Source organism: Brevibacillus fortis (assembly GCF_003013395.1).
In the GTDB taxonomy this organism is placed as follows: Bacteria; Bacillota; Bacilli; order Brevibacillales; family Brevibacillaceae; genus Brevibacillus; species Brevibacillus fortis.
The window spans coordinates 87,682-102,823 of the sequence record NZ_PXZM01000038.1; the positions used below are offsets into that span (position 1 = coordinate 87,682).

Below are 15,142 nucleotides of genomic sequence, written 5' to 3' on the forward strand. Positions count from 1 at the left end.
TTGTTTTTGTAATGAAATGCACCCTGAGTCGTCAAATTACAAGTAGAACGTACAAAAGGTGGTTCAGCTATGGACAAAAACGGATTAATGGAGCAATGGTTCCTACGCTATGGCGATGATATTTACAAATTTCTTATTTACTACACAGGAACCCGCGATGTAGAAGACCTCGTTCAGGATGTCTTTTTAAAAGCGCTTCGGTCTCTGGATGCATTCGAGGGCAGATCGCAACCGAAAACATGGTTATTGACGATCGCGAGGAATACCGCCATCGATCATAGACGAAAGCAACGTCTTCGTAATTGGCTACCAGATAAATGGCTGGCGAACGTAGAGACTGAAGAAAAAACACCGGAAGAAATTGTGTATGGACATGAGGAGCAGCAAGCACTTTACCATGCAATTCGTGAAGTAAAACCCGCGTTTCGCGAGGTACTCATTTTGCGTGGAATCAAGGGACTGTCCTCCAAGGAGACAGCTGAAATACTTGGGTGGTCGGAAAACAAAGTAAACGTGACATTGCACCGTGCCATGAAAGCCGTCCGGGAAATACTTGAGCGTGAGAAAAAGGAGATGATTGGCGATGCGATCTAATTCAGACCATGACTTACTAGCTAAATTGGAAGGGATGCCGGATATGAAAATAAGCGGAGAAAAAAAACAAGAGATCGTTTCTGCTATTCGCCAAACAACTGTGAGCAAATCTGGAGGGACTGCTTCTTTTCGTGGTTTCTCTGCGCTTGGCAAGGGATTGGCCCTCTGCTCCGTACTCGCTGCAACCGTCTGGCTAGGAGCCGCGCTCCTTACGAACCAACAGCAGAACGCATCACCAGAATCCGTTGCGCCCACTCCTGGCTCTCCTACCGCTTCTCCGGGACCGGGTCCAAACAACAGCGTAACAACACAGCCTATTCCGCAGACAGAGGAGCTATTATCACAAATCCGCTCAAATGCGAAAGAAGGCAGAGTCATCTCCCTCCCATTCGTTCTGGAAAAAACGGTAGACGAAGTAGAAAAGGGCTGGGGAAAACCAGATAAAACCTACACAGCAAATGGACTGACCTACTCCGCCTATCCGAAAAAAGAAGTCGTATTTGGCTACAACAAAGGCATGCAGCTCGTGGACATGCACAGTACAGATCCTCGTTTGCAGCAAGTCAACCTGTCTGCCGTCGAACAGAGCTGGGGAAAGCCGGGGCGTTTTAGCGAGTTTGGCAACCAAACAATTTACACCTACGATGTCACAAGCAGCTATCAGGTGAAATTCCTCTTCCAGGGAACGAAAAGCACGAGCAAGGAAGATCTGATTCTTGTTGAATACCATCTGTATTACCCGCAAGGAAACAAAAATCTCATGCTGTATGCAGACAATGCCGAGATTTTGCAAAGCGTACGTGATCTCGCCCCAAAAGGCCAAATCTTTGGCAGTCAGTATCGTGTAGAAAAGGATGTGTTCGATGAGGCAGAAAAACAACTGGGCAAACCAGATGTCGTCTCCTTCATCAATGGCATCACATACAATACGTACCGGGATCTCAATCTTGTCTTCGCCTTTAACAAAGGAATGCAGCTCGTGGATATTCGCTCCTATGACCCACGCCTGCAAGCAATCACGCTTGCCGAAGTGCTAGAAACACTTGGGAAACCAGCGAGCAAAGCCACAACTGGCGGCCAAACCATTTACACCTACAAGGTAACCCCTGATTACGAGCTGAAAATCATCTTCTCAGGCATCCTAACCGATAACGCAAACACCCTCTACATCGATCACGTAAACATTTACTACCCACGAGGTACATTCAACAACATGGCCGGATAAACCGCATACGAACGAAAAAAAGACGGGAGCATCAGTCCCGTCTTTTCTCATTTTATTTACCAATAATGTGGCCTTCCAGCTCATCCAGTACTTTATTGGCTGCGATTACGCCACCGGAAGTATTCCAAATGGTGTCATCCACTTTGATTGCTTTGCCCGCTTTCACGACGTTCAGGTTTTTCCAGAGCGGATCGTTTGTCCACTCTTGCTCCAGCTTGGAAGCTTCGCCTTTGCCTGTTTCGTACGTGAAGTAGAACATGATGTCGCCATCCATTTCTGGAATGCGCTCTTTGGTTACTTCTGCTGCGAAATCGTCTTTGTCTTGGGAAGCTGGACGTGCCAGGCCAAGGTCTTTGAAGATCGCGCCAGTGAAGGTGTTTTTGTAGTAGATACGAACTTTACCTGGCATAAAGCGCACAACGGATACTTTCGTGTTCAGCTTGTCGCCAGCTTTTGTTTTGAATTCTTCTACGCGCTTGTTCCAGTCAGCGAGGACCTTTTCACCCTCAGCTTTTTTGTTTACTGCTTCTGCGAACAAGGAGAAGTTTTCTTTCCAGTCGCCGCGTGGCTCTTCAACGAATACGGTTGGAGCGATTGCAGTCAATTGTTGATATATTTTTTCATGACGGAATTTCATACCCAGAATCAAGTCAGGCTTCAGTGCTGCGATTGCTTCCAGGTTAGGTTGTCCTTCCGTACCGACAGATTTTGTACCCTCAAGGAAAGACTTGGTGAAATCGTAGAATTGGGTTGGATCATGAGCAGCACCTACAGCCCCTACTGGCTTCACACCAAGAGCCATCAGAGTTTCAGTACCTTGGTTGGTCAACATGACGATGCGTTCTGGTGTACCTTTAATGGTAGTTTCGCCCATCGCGTGTTTCACTGTGTAGCTTTGGCCGGAACCCTCCGACTTGCCAGTTGCTTGATCAGCTGGCTTTTGTTCGCTTGCTTGCGGAGCTCCACAACCTGTAACGACCAACAAGAGTGCCATTAAGACAGCAAAGAAAGCTTTACCGCCTGCGGTCCGATATGTACGAGAAAACATGATGAAAGGACCCCTTTCCCTTTTCTATAATGAGAATTCATATCAATGACAGAGTCTATCCTACTCCCCTGCTTGTCAAAAGTCAATCACAAAATGATAATGACTATCAACGTCATTGACACTTACTCCGTGTAGCTCTACACTTAACTATGAAACCATCTAAGAAATAAGGATGTAGCCATCATGAGCTCTTTATTAGCTAGCAACTTTCGTAAAATTCTGGGAGTGGCGTTCGCCATTCTCCTTCTGACTTATCTCAGTTATGCCAGCCTCATCTTTGGCGTCATTGACACGAGTTGGCAAACTGCAATTGATGCCTATACGAATTTTAACGGCTCCAATGAACACATCGTCATTAAAGAAGTGCGAGTACCGCGTGTGCTCAATGCACTTACGGTCGGCTTTTGCCTCGGCCTGGCCGGAACTCTGCTCCAATCCTTGACGAGAAACCCTGTTGCAGACGTTGAACTGTTCGGTCTTAACGCAGGTGCTTCTCTTTTTGTTGTGTTCGCCGTTACATTTGTCGGGATCAGCTCTTTGACCCAGTTTACATGGATTTCCTTTTTAGGAGCCGCTGTAGCAGGTTTGATCGTCTACTTGCTCGGATCATTCGGCAGAGATGGGCTTTCGCCTGTGAAGCTGGTTCTAGCGGGTGCAGCTATCACCGCTTTGGCTTCCTCGATCCGACACGGCATGATGGTCCTTAATGAAAAGGCCACAGACGAGGTGCTTTTCTGGCTGGCGGGTTCCGTCGGCGGAAGAAAGCTGGAGTATCTAGCGACTGTCTTTCCTTATATGATCATCGCCTGGATCGCTGCTTTTGTCCTCGCACGTCCGATTCAAACGTTGTTGATGGGTGATGACGTAGCAAAAGGTCTTGGACAGCGCACCTTATTGGTCAAATTCAGTGTTGGTATCGTCATTGTTCTCTTATCCGGTTGTGCGGTTGCTGTTGCTGGACCCATTGGTTTTGTCGGATTGGTCACTCCGCATCTGGCCCGCTATCTCGTCGGAATCGACACGCGCTGGGTGCTTTTGTACAGCGGTCTGCTTGGTTCCATCCTGCTGCTGTTAGCAGACATCGGAGCACGATATATCGCGATGCCTGCTGAAGTTCCTATTGGAGTAATGACAGCCCTGATCGGGATTCCGTTCTTCATCTATGTCGCACGCAAGGGGCTGGATAAATAATGAAAGACTACCTGTCTCTTCGCATCGGCAAGCGCTTTTCCTCGTTTCAGCTACATAAAAAAACGATCTGGTTTTCGTTACTCGCCCTCCTGATCGTCATCGCAGTGGCGATTGTCAGTCTCGGAATGGGTGAAATGAAAATCGCCCCGCTCGATGTGTTGAAAGTATTGTTGGGAATAGGTTCAGAAGAGAATGCTTTAATTGTAGAGCAATTTCGCTTGCCGCGTATCGTCATTGCCATTCTGGTAGGCGCCGCACTCGCAGTTGCTGGTGCCATCATGCAGGGCCTCGTCCGCAATCCGTTGGCTTCCCCGGATGTTCTTGGGGTATCGGGTGGAGCATCTGTTTTTGCAGTCGGCTTCTTAATCCTATTTGAAACAGCGAGCATCAAGTGGCTTCCTCCCATCGCTTTCTTGGGGGCAACGTTGACGACATTCCTGCTGTACGCCCTCTCTTGGAAAAAAGGCGTCACGCCGCTTCGTCTCGTCATGATCGGTGTTGGAATCAAAATCGCAGCGGGTGCCATTGTCACCATGCTGATTATGTTCAGTCCGTTTTTGTTACAAAACAAAGCATTGCTCTGGCTGACGGGAAGCATCTACGGCGTCGACTGGAACGACGTATTCATGATATTGCCGTGGGTCATCGGTCTGATTCTCGTAGCCGGCTTACTTGCTAGACGAGTAAACATTCAACAGCTCGGCGATGATCTGGCGACGAGTCTCGGCAGCTCCTTGCAATTGGATCGCTTCTTCCTGCTTATGATTTGCGCGGCTTTGACGGGAACAGCCGTCTCTGTTGGAGGAGATATCAGCTTTGTGGCTTTGCTGGCCCCACACATTGCCAAGCAACTGATTGGTCCGTCCTTTGGCGGTGCCATGACACTCTCAGCTTTCTTGGGTGCCATTATCGTATTGCTTGCGGATTTGATTGCACGCATGGCTTTTTCACCAATCGAAGTGCCTGTAGGAGTATTCACGTCTGCTATCGGCGCTCCGTTTTTCATCTACTTGCTGTATAAAAACCGAAATCGATAGTAAAGAACTATGACCGCTGTGGTGGTGGGGAGGAAACAGGAGAAAACGCTCAGCTTCTTGGGCCACCCACTGAGGGATTCACTGCCCGACTCCATGCAAAAAGCAAAACCGCGTCCAAAGTGGTTCTTTCAGGAAGTTTTTCAGAGGTGGACGCTTAAGAGCGTGTTTCGCTTTTTGCATTCCGTCTCGGTCGGCGTACCAAAGATCTTCGCTTATTTCTCCTGTTTCCTCTACGAGCTGGTGCTATACGGATTTTAAAAAGCCTTTAAAAGATTGAAGAATGTGATCAGTAACGCCAGAGAAGAATATTTCCAGACGTAGCGACTTGTGGAGTCCTACCGAGCGGAGAAGGGATTCGCGGGCAAAAGAAAGGCAACGTGCTCGCGCTACGAAGCGGCTACCACTTTTGCGTTTCCCCGCGAATCCCTTCGGAGTGGACAGTGCACGCTTCCAGTGGGACGTAGCCTGGAGCCTAGACTGGAAATATTCTTCTCCCACCACAGCCACATGCGGCCCTGAATATATTTTTTAACTTCCTAAACGTTGAAAGGAGTCCAGACCATATGCAAGCTTTGGAAACTCAACGGCTTACGTTATCGTACGGAGAACGCAATATCATTGAAGCGTTAGATTTGAACATCCCGCGTGGAAAAATCACGGTTTTCATTGGCAGTAATGGCAGTGGCAAATCGACATTACTGCGCTCTCTGGCACGTTTACTCAAACCAAAGGAAGGCGCCATCCTGCTTGAAGGGGAATCGATTGCCAAACGCTCTACCAAAGAAGTAGCAAAACGTCTTGCCATCCTTCCTCAAGGCCCATCCGCACCAGAAGGGTTGACGATTCTGCAATTGGTCAAGCAAGGACGCTATCCCTATCAAAACTGGCTACAGCAATGGTCAGAAGAAGACGAGCAGATGGTTAACAAAGCATTGGCTGCTACTCAACTCACGGATATGGCTAACCGTGCCGTCGACAGTCTCTCTGGCGGCCAACGTCAGCGCGCCTGGATTGCGATGACTCTGGCACAAGGAACCGAAACGATTTTGCTGGATGAGCCTACGACTTATCTGGATATGTCACATCAAATTGAAATTTTGGACCTGTTGTTTGAACTGAATCAAACAGAACAGCGTACCATCGTTATGGTTCTCCACGATCTGAATCTCGCTTGCCGCTATGCCCATCATATTGTTGCCGTACACAATCAGACCGTAGTGGCAGAAGGGGATCCAAACGAAGTACTGACGACAGACCTTGTCCGTACGGTCTTCGATATGGATTGCCAGATTACCCAAGACCCGCTTTACGGAACTCCTATGTGCATCCCGTACAGTAAAAGCCGCTTGGGCATTGTGCAGGCTGAACCAAAAGCCTTCGCCATGTCATAAGCTCCAAACAACAAAAAGACTGTCCATCGAGTAGTATGGGCAGTCTTTTTTTCGTATGCAAAAACTTGGACGCGCAATGAATTGATAAAAACAGCGGCAGTCCCGGACTTTTTTGTGTCCTAGACTGCCACGCGTTCTTTTTATCTATCCATTATGCTAGCTTACTTCTTCAGGTTGTAGAATGCAGAACGACCGCCAAAACGAGCTGTATCAGCGAGTTCGTCTTCAATACGCAGCAATTGGTTGTACTTCGCTACGCGATCAGTGCGGGAAGGCGCACCTGTTTTGATTTGACCTGCATTGGTAGCGACTGCGATATCAGAGATCGTAGAGTCTTCGGTTTCACCGGAACGGTGGGAAATGACCGCAGTATAGCCAGCCAGCTTCGCCATTTCGATTGCTTCGAAGGTTTCTGTCAGCGTACCGATTTGGTTTACTTTTACCAGAATGGAGTTACCTGTAGAGGTCTCGATTCCGCGAGCCAGACGCTCTGTGTTCGTTACGAACAAGTCGTCCCCTACGAGCTGAACTTTGCTGCCCAACTTGTCAGTCAGCGCTTTCCAGCCATCCCAGTCGTCTTCAGACAGACCGTCCTCGATGGAGATGATTGGGTATTTGTTTACCAGATCTTCGTAGAACGCGATCATTTCTTCTGTTGTTTTCACAACGCCTTCGCCTTCGAAGTGGTATTTGCCGTCTTTGAACATTTCTGTAGCTGCTACGTCCAGCGCGAGGAACACGTCTTTGCCTGGCTCATAGCCTGCTGCTTTGATCGCATCCAAAATGGTTGTGATCGCTTCTTCGTTGGATTTCAGGTTTGGAGCGAAGCCGCCCTCATCCCCTACTGCTGTGCTCAGGCCTTTTTCACCCAATACCTTTTTCAGGGAGTGGAAAATTTCCGCACCTGTGCGCAGTGCTTCCTTGAAGGAAGTAGCACCTACTGGCATAACCATGAATTCCTGAATATCTACGGTGTTGTCTGCGTGCTTACCACCGTTCAGGATGTTCATCATAGGAACTGGCAACATTCTCGCGTTGAAGCCGCCGAGGTAGTTGTAGAGAGGAACGCCGAGAGAATCTGCAGCCGCACGCGCTACTGCCATAGAGACGCCGAGAATCGCGTTTGCACCCAGCTTGGCTTTGTTTGGCGTGCCGTCGAGCTGAATCATCGCCATGTCGATGCCGACTTGATCCAGAGCATCCATGCCGATCAGTTCAGGAGCAATGATTTCATTCACGTTTTCTACAGCTTTCAGAACGCCTTTGCCCAAGTAACGGGATTTGTCACCGTCGCGAAGCTCAACTGCTTCATATGCACCTGTAGACGCTCCAGATGGAACATCTGCACGGCCCATAGAACCATCTTCGAGATACACTTCTACTTCCACAGTTGGATTACCGCGGGAGTCCATAATTTCGCGTGCATAAATGTCAGTAATCATTGCCATTTCTCGTCCATCTCCTTTTTATTACGTAGGTTGCCTACATGTATTTTGCTACCACCTAGCCACCTTTTCAGTGTGTCCCAGTGAAGCCTATTTTGCAAGTAACGATTTGCCTGTCATTTCAACCGGCTGTGGTACGTTCAAAAGCTCCAGAAGCGTTGGCGACAAGTCGGCCAAAATACCGTCTTCGCGCAGAGCAGCCCCTTCTTTGGTCACGATTACCGGCACTGGATACGTACTGTGCGAAGTAATCGGGCGTCCCGCTTCATCCAGCATCAAGTCAGCATTACCGTGGTCAGCCGTGATGACGGCTACGCCACCTTTTGCCACGATCGCATCTACCACTCTGCCTAGGCATGCATCAACCGTCTCGACTGCTTTGATTGTTGGCTCCATCATACCAGAATGACCAACCATGTCGCAGTTGGCAAAGTTCAAGATGATCGCATCAAAATTGTCTGCCTCGATCTCAGCCACTACTGCGTCTGTCAGCTCTGGCGCACTCATCTCTGGCTGCAAATCGTACGTCGCCACTTTTGGAGAAGGAATCAGGATACGTGCCTCACCCGGAAACTCCTTCTCACGCCCGCCGCTGAAAAAGAAAGTCACGTGCGGATATTTCTCCGTCTCTGCAATGCGCAGCTGCTTCAAGCCTTGCTGGGAAAGCACCTCTCCCAACGTGTTATCCAGATTGGAAGGCTTGTAAGCGACATATCCGTCAACTGTCTCGGAAAAATGCGTCAGGCACACAAAATGCAGATCGCGCGGACGCTCATCGCCGCGGTCAAAGCCACGGAAATCTTCATTCGTAAATGCTTGCGACATTTGAATCGCACGATCCGGGCGGAAATTATAGAAAATAATCGAATCGCCGCTTTGAACGGTCGTCACTGGTTTTCCTGCCTCATCGAGAATCACGGTTGGCATGACGAACTCATCCATAATGGACTTTTCGTAGGATTCCTTTACCGCTTCAACCGGATCACGATAAGCAGGAGCATCTGCGTACACCATGGCACGATACGCCTTCTCTACACGCTCCCAGCGTTTGTCCCGATCCATCGCATAGTAGCGGCCTTGTACGGTAGCAATGCGGCCAACGCCGATCTCTGCCATTTTGGCTTGCAGCTGTTCGATATAGCCCACTGCACTGTCAGGCGATACATCGCGACCATCGAGGAAACCGTGAATGAACACATCTGCAAAGTCCTGCTTTTTCGCCAACTCGAGCATCGCAAACAGGTGGTCAATGTGACTATGTACACCACCATCAGACAAAAGCCCGAACAGATGGAGCTGCTTGCCGTTTTGCTTCGCGTGCTGGAAAGCAGCGATCAGTGTTTCGTTCTCAAAAAAAGCGCCTTCTTTAATCGACTTGGTTATGCGCGTCAAATCCTGATAAACGACACGCCCTGCCCCGATATTGAGATGGCCTACCTCGGAGTTCCCCATCTGTCCTTCTGGCAGCCCAACAGCCAGCCCACTTGCCTCCAGTGTCGCGTGAGGGTATTGATTCCAGTAACGGTCAAAATTCGGCTTGTTGGCTTGAGCTACTGCGTTTCCATGCGTTTCGTTACGCAGAGCAAAACCATCCACAATCAAAAGGGCAACCGGTTTTGGTCTTTGTGCCATTGCTTTCTCCTCCTATCGCGACGTAGCTCCTGCCACAAGCTGCAAGTAGCTATCCGCTACGAGACTCGCTCCACCGACCAACGCTCCGTCGATATCCGGCTGTGCCATGTAGCTTGCGATGTTTTCCGGCTTTACACTTCCGCCGTATTGAATGCGCACTTTCTCAGCTGTCGCTTGTCCGAAGCGTTCGCCTATTACACTTCGAATAATAGCAATCGTTTCATTCGCATCCTCTGCCGTGGAAGACTTGCCTGTACCAATCGCCCAAATCGGCTCGTATGCAATAACGGTATCCGCCACTTGTGCAGCGTCTACTCCAGCAAAGGCACCTTCTGTCTGCGTACGAACTACTTCAGCTGTCTCGCCCGCTTCCCGCTGCTCCAGACTCTCTCCTACGCACACAATCGGTACGAGACCTGCTGCTAAAGCGGCTACCACCTTTTTGTTCACGGTCTCATCTGTTTCATTGAAATATTGACGGCGCTCAGAGTGACCCAGGATCACGTACTCCACACCGATTTCTTTCAGCATGGTCGCGCTGATTTCACCTGTATAGGCACCTTGCTCTTCAAAATGCATGTTTTGCGCGCCGATGGCAATATCCGTTCCCGCCAGCTCTTCCTTAAGGGCAGCCAACGCTGTAAAAGGTGCGCAAATGACCTTTTGTACTCCGGATGTATTGTTATCTGCCTTGGCTTCCTGCGCAAACGCTCTTGCCTCGGCCATCGTCTTGAACATCTTCCAGTTCCCCGCGATAATTGGTGTTCGCATGCAAACTCCCCCTCTTCGCTCTTATTGATTATCTGCCAACACAGCTACGCCTGGCAGTTCCTTGCCTTCCATGAATTCCAGAGACGCTCCGCCACCTGTAGAAATGTGTGTCATCTGTTCGGCTACACCTGCTTTTTCTACAGCTGCTACAGAATCCCCGCCACCGATGATGGTCGTACCATTGCATGCTGCCATGGCCTTTGCTACACCAATCGTGCCGCCTGCAAAAGCATCCATTTCAAACACACCCATTGGGCCGTTCCATACAACCGTTTTGGAATCTACGATGACGCTGTGGTACTGTTCTACTGTTTTCGGCCCGATATCGAGTGCCATCCAGCCATCTGGAATCGCATCAATTGCCACGACCTGCTTTTCTGCATCTGCCGCAAAACGGTCAGCTACCACAACATCAACTGGCATCAGCAATTGAACGCCGCGCTCTTTTGCTTGATCCATCAACGTACGTGCGAGATCGAGCTTGTCGTCTTCACACAGGGATGCGCCGATGCCATACCCCTGTGCTTTGAGGAATGTATTCGCCATACCGCCGCCGATAATCAGATGATCGACCTTGGTCAACAAATTTTCAATAACAGCAATCTTATCTTTAACTTTTGCCCCACCGACAATCGCTGTAAACGGACGCTCCGGTTTGGACAAGGCTCCGCCCATGAAGCGAATTTCCTTTTCCATCAAAAGCCCCGCAACTGCTGGTATGTACTCAGCGATTCCCGCTGTAGAAGCATGTGCCCGGTGAGCTGTACCGAATGCATCATTCACAAACAGATCAGCCAAGACCGCAAAGCTTTTTGCCAGTTCTGGATCGTTCTTTTCTTCTCCCGCATGGAAGCGCACGTTTTCCAACAGGATCACATCGCCAGACTCCATCCGTTCCACTGCCGCTTCAACAACCGCACCATGGCAATCCTCCAGCTTGTGAACATCCTTGCCCAACAACGAGGATAGATGGGCTGCCACAGGGGTAAGACGCATCTCTTCCACTACTTGGCCTTTAGGACGACCAAAATGGCTCGCCAGGATTACTTTGGCTCCTGCCTCCATCATGAAACGGATGGTAGGTACAGCAGCACGAATGCGTGTATCGTCGGTGATTACCCCGTCCTGCATTGGCACGTTAAAGTCGACACGGCAGAATACGCGCTTGCCTGCCAGCTCAACATCGCGGATAGATTTCTTGTTCATGAACGATCCTCCCAAATCATTGGCTTTTTATTCGGAAAACAGATATGGGAAAAGGGAGATCGCTCTCCCTTTTTTTCCACAACAGTTCTATTTTACGTGTTAGAAGCCGCGCTGTGCAACATAATGACACAAGTCTACGACACGATTGGAGTAACCCCACTCGTTATCGTACCAGGAAACGACTTTCACCATGTTTCCTTCCAGTACCATAGTGGACAAAGCGTCGATTGTGGAGGATGCAGGATTTCCATTGTAATCAGACGATACGAGCGGCTCTTCGGAGTAGCCCAGAATGCCTTTGAGTGGGCCTTCTGCTGCTTCCTTCAGTGCGTTGTTGATTTCTTCCACTGTTGCGTCTGTCTTCAACTCAACTACCAGGTCCACTACGGATACGTTTGGAGTTGGAACGCGCATCGCGAAACCATTCAGTTTGCCTTTCAGCTCAGGTAGTACGAGTGCTACCGCTTTTGCTGCCCCTGTAGAGGTTGGAATAATGTTTTCCGCAGCTGCACGGGCACGGCGCAAATCTTTGTGCGGCAGATCGAGAATTTGTTGGTCATTGGTATAAGAGTGAACGGTTGTCATCAATCCGCGTACGATACCGAATTTTTCATTGAGAACCTTCGCGTATGGCGCCAAGCAGTTCGTTGTGCAGGACGCGTTGGAGATCACAGTGTGTTGGGCTGGATCGTACTTGTCTTCGTTTACACCGATTACGACTGTAATGTCTTCGTTAGTTGCTGGAGCGGAGATGATGACTTTTTTCGCGCCACCTTCCAAGTGTTTCGCTGCATCTTCGCGCTTCGTAAAGCGTCCAGTCGATTCTACAACGATTTCAACACCGTAATCTGCCCACTTGAGTTGAGCTGGGTCGCGCTCTGCCAACACCTTGATTTCTTTGCCGTCAACGATGAGCGTGTTTTCGGAAGCTTCTACGCTCACGTTCAGAACACCATGAACAGAGTCATATTTCAAAAGGTGCGCCAGTGTGTGCGCATCTGTCAGGTCATTGACCGCCACGATTTCTACATTTGGATTGTTCAATGCTGCACGAAATACGTTACGACCGATACGACCAAATCCGTTAATACCTACTTTTACCATAATGAATACCTCCTGCTCATTAGCTAGCTTTATTCTTCATTGTGAGAAACCTGCCCTCTGGCGAAAACCAGCGGGTCGATAATATCGTAACAATCGGTAATAAGATTGGAAAAAACACAAAGGGTAATGTCTGGATCGTCGAAACACCTAACGTGAGCGCCATCATCATGGAGAGTCCGTTCCACGGGATCAGTACAGGCATGACAACTGTGGAGTCTAGCATCGTCTTGCCCAACAGCTCGCGCCCTCCCTCCCATTGGGAGAAACGCCCGAGAAGAGTAGAGCCGAGAACCAGTATTGGAATGGTTTGATTACAGCTAATGATGACCACTAACAACGACAATGCCGCTGCCTTCGCTACCAAGATCGTCTTATTTTTTGTATGTCCCATCATTTTGTCTACGATGGGGGTTAATAAATTAGCTCTGTTCAATATGCCGTTTAAAAAGCCTGCGAGAATGATTAACGCCAGAACATTGAAGATGGCGAACATCCCGCCCCCATGGACCAGTTGATCCAGCGGCGTTCCTGAATGAAGCTCAAATCCGACTAGCATCGATGTAAAAAACGTCTTCACATCCATATTCCCATTGATCCCGACTAGAATCGCACTGGCTCCGATACCGTAAAACAATGCCTTGACCGCCTTGACTCTCAGTGCAAAAGAAGCAATTAACACGACGAGCGGCAGCATCAAGCTCCCATGTACCGAAAAATAACTGACTAACAGCTCTTGGTACATCTGAATGGTATCCGTTGAGTTCGCCTGCGGTCGAAAAAGATCGAGGATCAGGAAAAGTAACGCGCATATCGCTACCGCAAGTAAAGCAGGACGCCTTGTTCTTCTTTCTTGTTCTTCTGTCATCCCAACATTGGAAAGCACCAGTAATCGACTGCTAGAAATCGGCGAGAAGCGTTCCCCCACCATCGCTCCAGAGATGAGCGCACCACCTATGATCGCAGGTGATATCCCTGCTGCGTGTGCAATGCCCATCAGAGACAGCCCAATCGTACTTAGCGTACCGATTGACGTACCCAACAAATAACTGACGCCTGCGGTCAACAGAAAAGAGAGAACGAACAAATACTCGACATTCACAATCGACAATCCGTAGTAAATGATGGCGGGAATGGTTCCTCCCATCATGAGTAGCGGAATCAAGAGTCCTACTAAAAACAGAATCGTAAGGACGGGCTTTGCCTTTTGGACACCTTCCCAGCCAAACGCGAACTGCTGCTTCCACGGATAACCCAATCTTTTTACACTAACCAGTGTGACCAAGATCGCAAAAACAATCCCCCATGCGATCGGAAAACCGAGCGATAGGCTCAAAATGATGCCAGCGATCATTGCCAAGATGGGTGTGACCGATGTGATAGACATGCGACCGACTTCCTTCCGTTACAATCGTGTGGACAACAGCGTGTGAGCTGCTCCTTCGTCCGTAATGAGTACATTCTGACACGATTGCTTAGCAAAGGAAAGAATCGCTTTTGCCTTGCTTTCGCCCCCCGCAATGGAGAGCACCCTTTCTGCTTTGTGCACTTCCTCTAGCTGTAAACCAATGGTCGGCATTCTGTGGACTGTTTCTCCCGCTTCATTAAAGTAGTAGCCGAATGCTTCTGATACAGCACCCGTCTCCACTAATTCTTCGAGTTCTTCCTCCGAATAATTCCGCCTTCTTGCCATCGTGACGGCATCCCCGATTCCATGCAAAACGATTCGGGTCTCGCCCAAGAGCGACAGCACATCTTGCACTTGCGGCTCTTTGACCAATGTCTGCAAGGCTTCCGGATGGAGGCGATCCGGTACGTGAAGAAGCCGATAAGAAGCACCTGTTTTCGCTGCCATGGCGGAAGCGAGCGTATTCGCTTGTAGCTCTACGCGTTCTCCCAAGCCACCGCGTGCAGGGACAAACTGAACGTTTTTGAACGAAGCGGAAGGCGTTAGATGACTTGCTACGCTGGCGATGGATGAACCACCTGTTACCGCTACAATGTCTCCTTCTTGCACGACCTGTTTGAGTACTCTTGCTCCTACCCGTCCCAGCTCTTCCTTTACCCAAGGCGATTGGTCTGCATTGCCCTGCACCACAATGACTTCTGATATGCCTAGCTTTTTTTGCAGGCGCTCCGCCAAGTCAGTAAGGCCGAAAAGCTCTCCGACGAGAGGCTCCATGTCGTCCAAAACTTGTTGTCCTTCTTCACTCAGGCTCATTCCCGCAGCCGTTACATGAAGGAGCCCCGTCTCTTTTAGCAGTTCCACTTCTGCCCGCAAAATACGCTCAGTGGTATCCATGGCTTGAGCTAGACCTCTTCTGCCAATCGGCTGCAAATGATAGATGGATCGAAGCAACATGTACCGCTGACGCAAAACCTGAATCAAGTCAGGCAACAATTTTTGTTGCAGTTCCAGTAAACGTCGCATTTTGCCTTCTTCCTTGGTTACAAATTGTTTTTCCGGGACTCTTTCTGTCCCTGTATATACATTTTTTGTC

General features: G+C 49.3%; 13 protein-coding genes. 5 read left to right on the forward strand and 8 right to left on the reverse strand.

Annotation, left to right across the window (positions count from 1 at the left end):
- The first annotated feature begins 69 nt into the window (after positions 1-69).
- Together C7R93_RS22665 and C7R93_RS22670 are read left to right on the forward strand one after the other, a co-directional pair.
- Positions 70-594 (forward strand): RNA polymerase sigma factor, encoded by a 525-nt coding sequence (locus C7R93_RS22665; RefSeq protein WP_106840942.1) that lies wholly within the window; start codon positions 70-72, stop codon positions 592-594.
- A complete protein-coding gene (locus C7R93_RS22670) occupies positions 584-1,819 on the forward strand; it encodes a YjgB family protein (RefSeq protein WP_106840943.1) in 1,236 nt (411 codons plus the stop codon). The genes C7R93_RS22665 and C7R93_RS22670 overlap by 11 nt, the downstream gene beginning before the upstream one ends.
- Before the next feature lie 52 nt (positions 1,820-1,871).
- Here the strand turns inward: C7R93_RS22670 and C7R93_RS22675 are convergent, their stop codons facing one another.
- Positions 1,872-2,867 (reverse strand): ABC transporter substrate-binding protein, encoded by a 996-nt coding sequence (locus tag C7R93_RS22675; protein WP_106840944.1) that lies wholly within the window; start codon positions 2,865-2,867, stop codon positions 1,872-1,874.
- Between the two features lie 183 nt (positions 2,868-3,050).
- Here C7R93_RS22675 and C7R93_RS22680 point away from each other — a divergent pair, with 183 nt between their 5' ends.
- From C7R93_RS22680 to C7R93_RS22690, 3 genes are all read left to right on the forward strand, one after another.
- Positions 3,051-4,058 carry a FecCD family ABC transporter permease gene (locus C7R93_RS22680; protein WP_106840945.1) on the forward strand — a complete coding sequence of 336 codons (1,008 nt, stop codon included), beginning with the start codon at positions 3,051-3,053 and terminating at the stop codon, positions 4,056-4,058.
- Entirely contained in the window at positions 4,058-5,095 is a 1,038-nt protein-coding gene (locus C7R93_RS22685) for a FecCD family ABC transporter permease (protein ID WP_106840946.1), read from the forward strand. Before C7R93_RS22680 ends, C7R93_RS22685 begins: the two co-directional genes overlap by 1 nt.
- A gap of 563 nt (positions 5,096-5,658) precedes the next feature.
- The gene (locus tag C7R93_RS22690; protein ID WP_106840947.1) at positions 5,659-6,486 is read left to right on the forward strand and encodes an ABC transporter ATP-binding protein; all 828 of its coding nucleotides are present in this window, start codon (positions 5,659-5,661) and stop codon (positions 6,484-6,486) included.
- A 161-nt stretch (positions 6,487-6,647) separates the two neighbouring features.
- On the opposite strand, the gene eno is transcribed toward C7R93_RS22690, so the two are convergent.
- The 7 genes from eno to C7R93_RS22725 form a co-directional block, all read right to left on the reverse strand.
- On the reverse strand, positions 6,648-7,934 hold the full coding sequence (eno, locus tag C7R93_RS22695) for a phosphopyruvate hydratase (RefSeq protein WP_007729436.1): 1,287 nt from the start codon (positions 7,932-7,934) through the stop codon (positions 6,648-6,650).
- 87 nt (positions 7,935-8,021) lie between these two features.
- Positions 8,022-9,563, reverse strand: coding sequence for a 2,3-bisphosphoglycerate-independent phosphoglycerate mutase (gene gpmI / locus C7R93_RS22700; RefSeq protein ID WP_106840948.1), 1,542 nt, complete (start codon positions 9,561-9,563; stop codon positions 8,022-8,024).
- Between the two features lie 12 nt (positions 9,564-9,575).
- The gene (tpiA, locus tag C7R93_RS22705) at positions 9,576-10,334 is read right to left on the reverse strand and encodes a triose-phosphate isomerase (protein ID WP_106840949.1); all 759 of its coding nucleotides are present in this window, start codon (positions 10,332-10,334) and stop codon (positions 9,576-9,578) included.
- Between the two features lie 21 nt (positions 10,335-10,355).
- Positions 10,356-11,540 carry a phosphoglycerate kinase gene (locus tag C7R93_RS22710; protein WP_106840950.1) on the reverse strand — a complete coding sequence of 395 codons (1,185 nt, stop codon included), beginning with the start codon at positions 11,538-11,540 and terminating at the stop codon, positions 10,356-10,358.
- 99 nt (positions 11,541-11,639) lie between these two features.
- Positions 11,640-12,644, reverse strand: a complete 1,005-nt coding sequence (gene gap / locus C7R93_RS22715) for a type I glyceraldehyde-3-phosphate dehydrogenase (protein WP_048034950.1) — start codon at positions 12,642-12,644, stop codon at positions 11,640-11,642.
- Between the two features lie 19 nt (positions 12,645-12,663).
- Entirely contained in the window at positions 12,664-14,028 is a 1,365-nt protein-coding gene (locus C7R93_RS22720) for a Na+/H+ antiporter NhaC family protein (protein WP_106840951.1), read from the reverse strand.
- An 18-nt stretch (positions 14,029-14,046) separates the two neighbouring features.
- On the reverse strand, positions 14,047-15,072 hold the full coding sequence (locus C7R93_RS22725) for a sugar-binding transcriptional regulator (protein WP_106840972.1): 1,026 nt from the start codon (positions 15,070-15,072) through the stop codon (positions 14,047-14,049).
- Between the last annotated feature and the right edge of the window lie 70 nt (positions 15,073-15,142).

Coding starts and splice junctions, on each gene's coding strand:
- C7R93_RS22710 (WP_106840950.1), bottom strand. CDS start 11,540: ATGAACAAGAAATCTATCCGCGATGTTGAGCTGGCAGGCAAGCGCGTA.
- gap (WP_048034950.1), bottom strand. CDS start 12,644: ATGGTAAAAGTAGGTATTAACGGATTTGGTCGTATCGGTCGTAACGTA.
- C7R93_RS22725 (WP_106840972.1), bottom strand. CDS start 15,072: ATGCGACGTTTACTGGAACTGCAACAAAAATTGTTGCCTGACTTGATT.
- C7R93_RS22685 (WP_106840946.1), top strand. CDS start 4,058: ATGAAAGACTACCTGTCTCTTCGCATCGGCAAGCGCTTTTCCTCGTTT.
- tpiA (WP_106840949.1), bottom strand. CDS start 10,334: ATGCGAACACCAATTATCGCGGGGAACTGGAAGATGTTCAAGACGATG.
- C7R93_RS22665 (WP_106840942.1), top strand. CDS start 70: ATGGACAAAAACGGATTAATGGAGCAATGGTTCCTACGCTATGGCGAT.
- C7R93_RS22670 (WP_106840943.1), top strand. CDS start 584: ATGCGATCTAATTCAGACCATGACTTACTAGCTAAATTGGAAGGGATG.
- C7R93_RS22680 (WP_106840945.1), top strand. CDS start 3,051: ATGAGCTCTTTATTAGCTAGCAACTTTCGTAAAATTCTGGGAGTGGCG.
- C7R93_RS22675 (WP_106840944.1), bottom strand. CDS start 2,867: ATGTTTTCTCGTACATATCGGACCGCAGGCGGTAAAGCTTTCTTTGCT.
- C7R93_RS22720 (WP_106840951.1), bottom strand. CDS start 14,028: ATGTCTATCACATCGGTCACACCCATCTTGGCAATGATCGCTGGCATC.
- eno (WP_007729436.1), bottom strand. CDS start 7,934: ATGGCAATGATTACTGACATTTATGCACGCGAAATTATGGACTCCCGC.
- C7R93_RS22690 (WP_106840947.1), top strand. CDS start 5,659: ATGCAAGCTTTGGAAACTCAACGGCTTACGTTATCGTACGGAGAACGC.
- gpmI (WP_106840948.1), bottom strand. CDS start 9,563: ATGGCACAAAGACCAAAACCGGTTGCCCTTTTGATTGTGGATGGTTTT.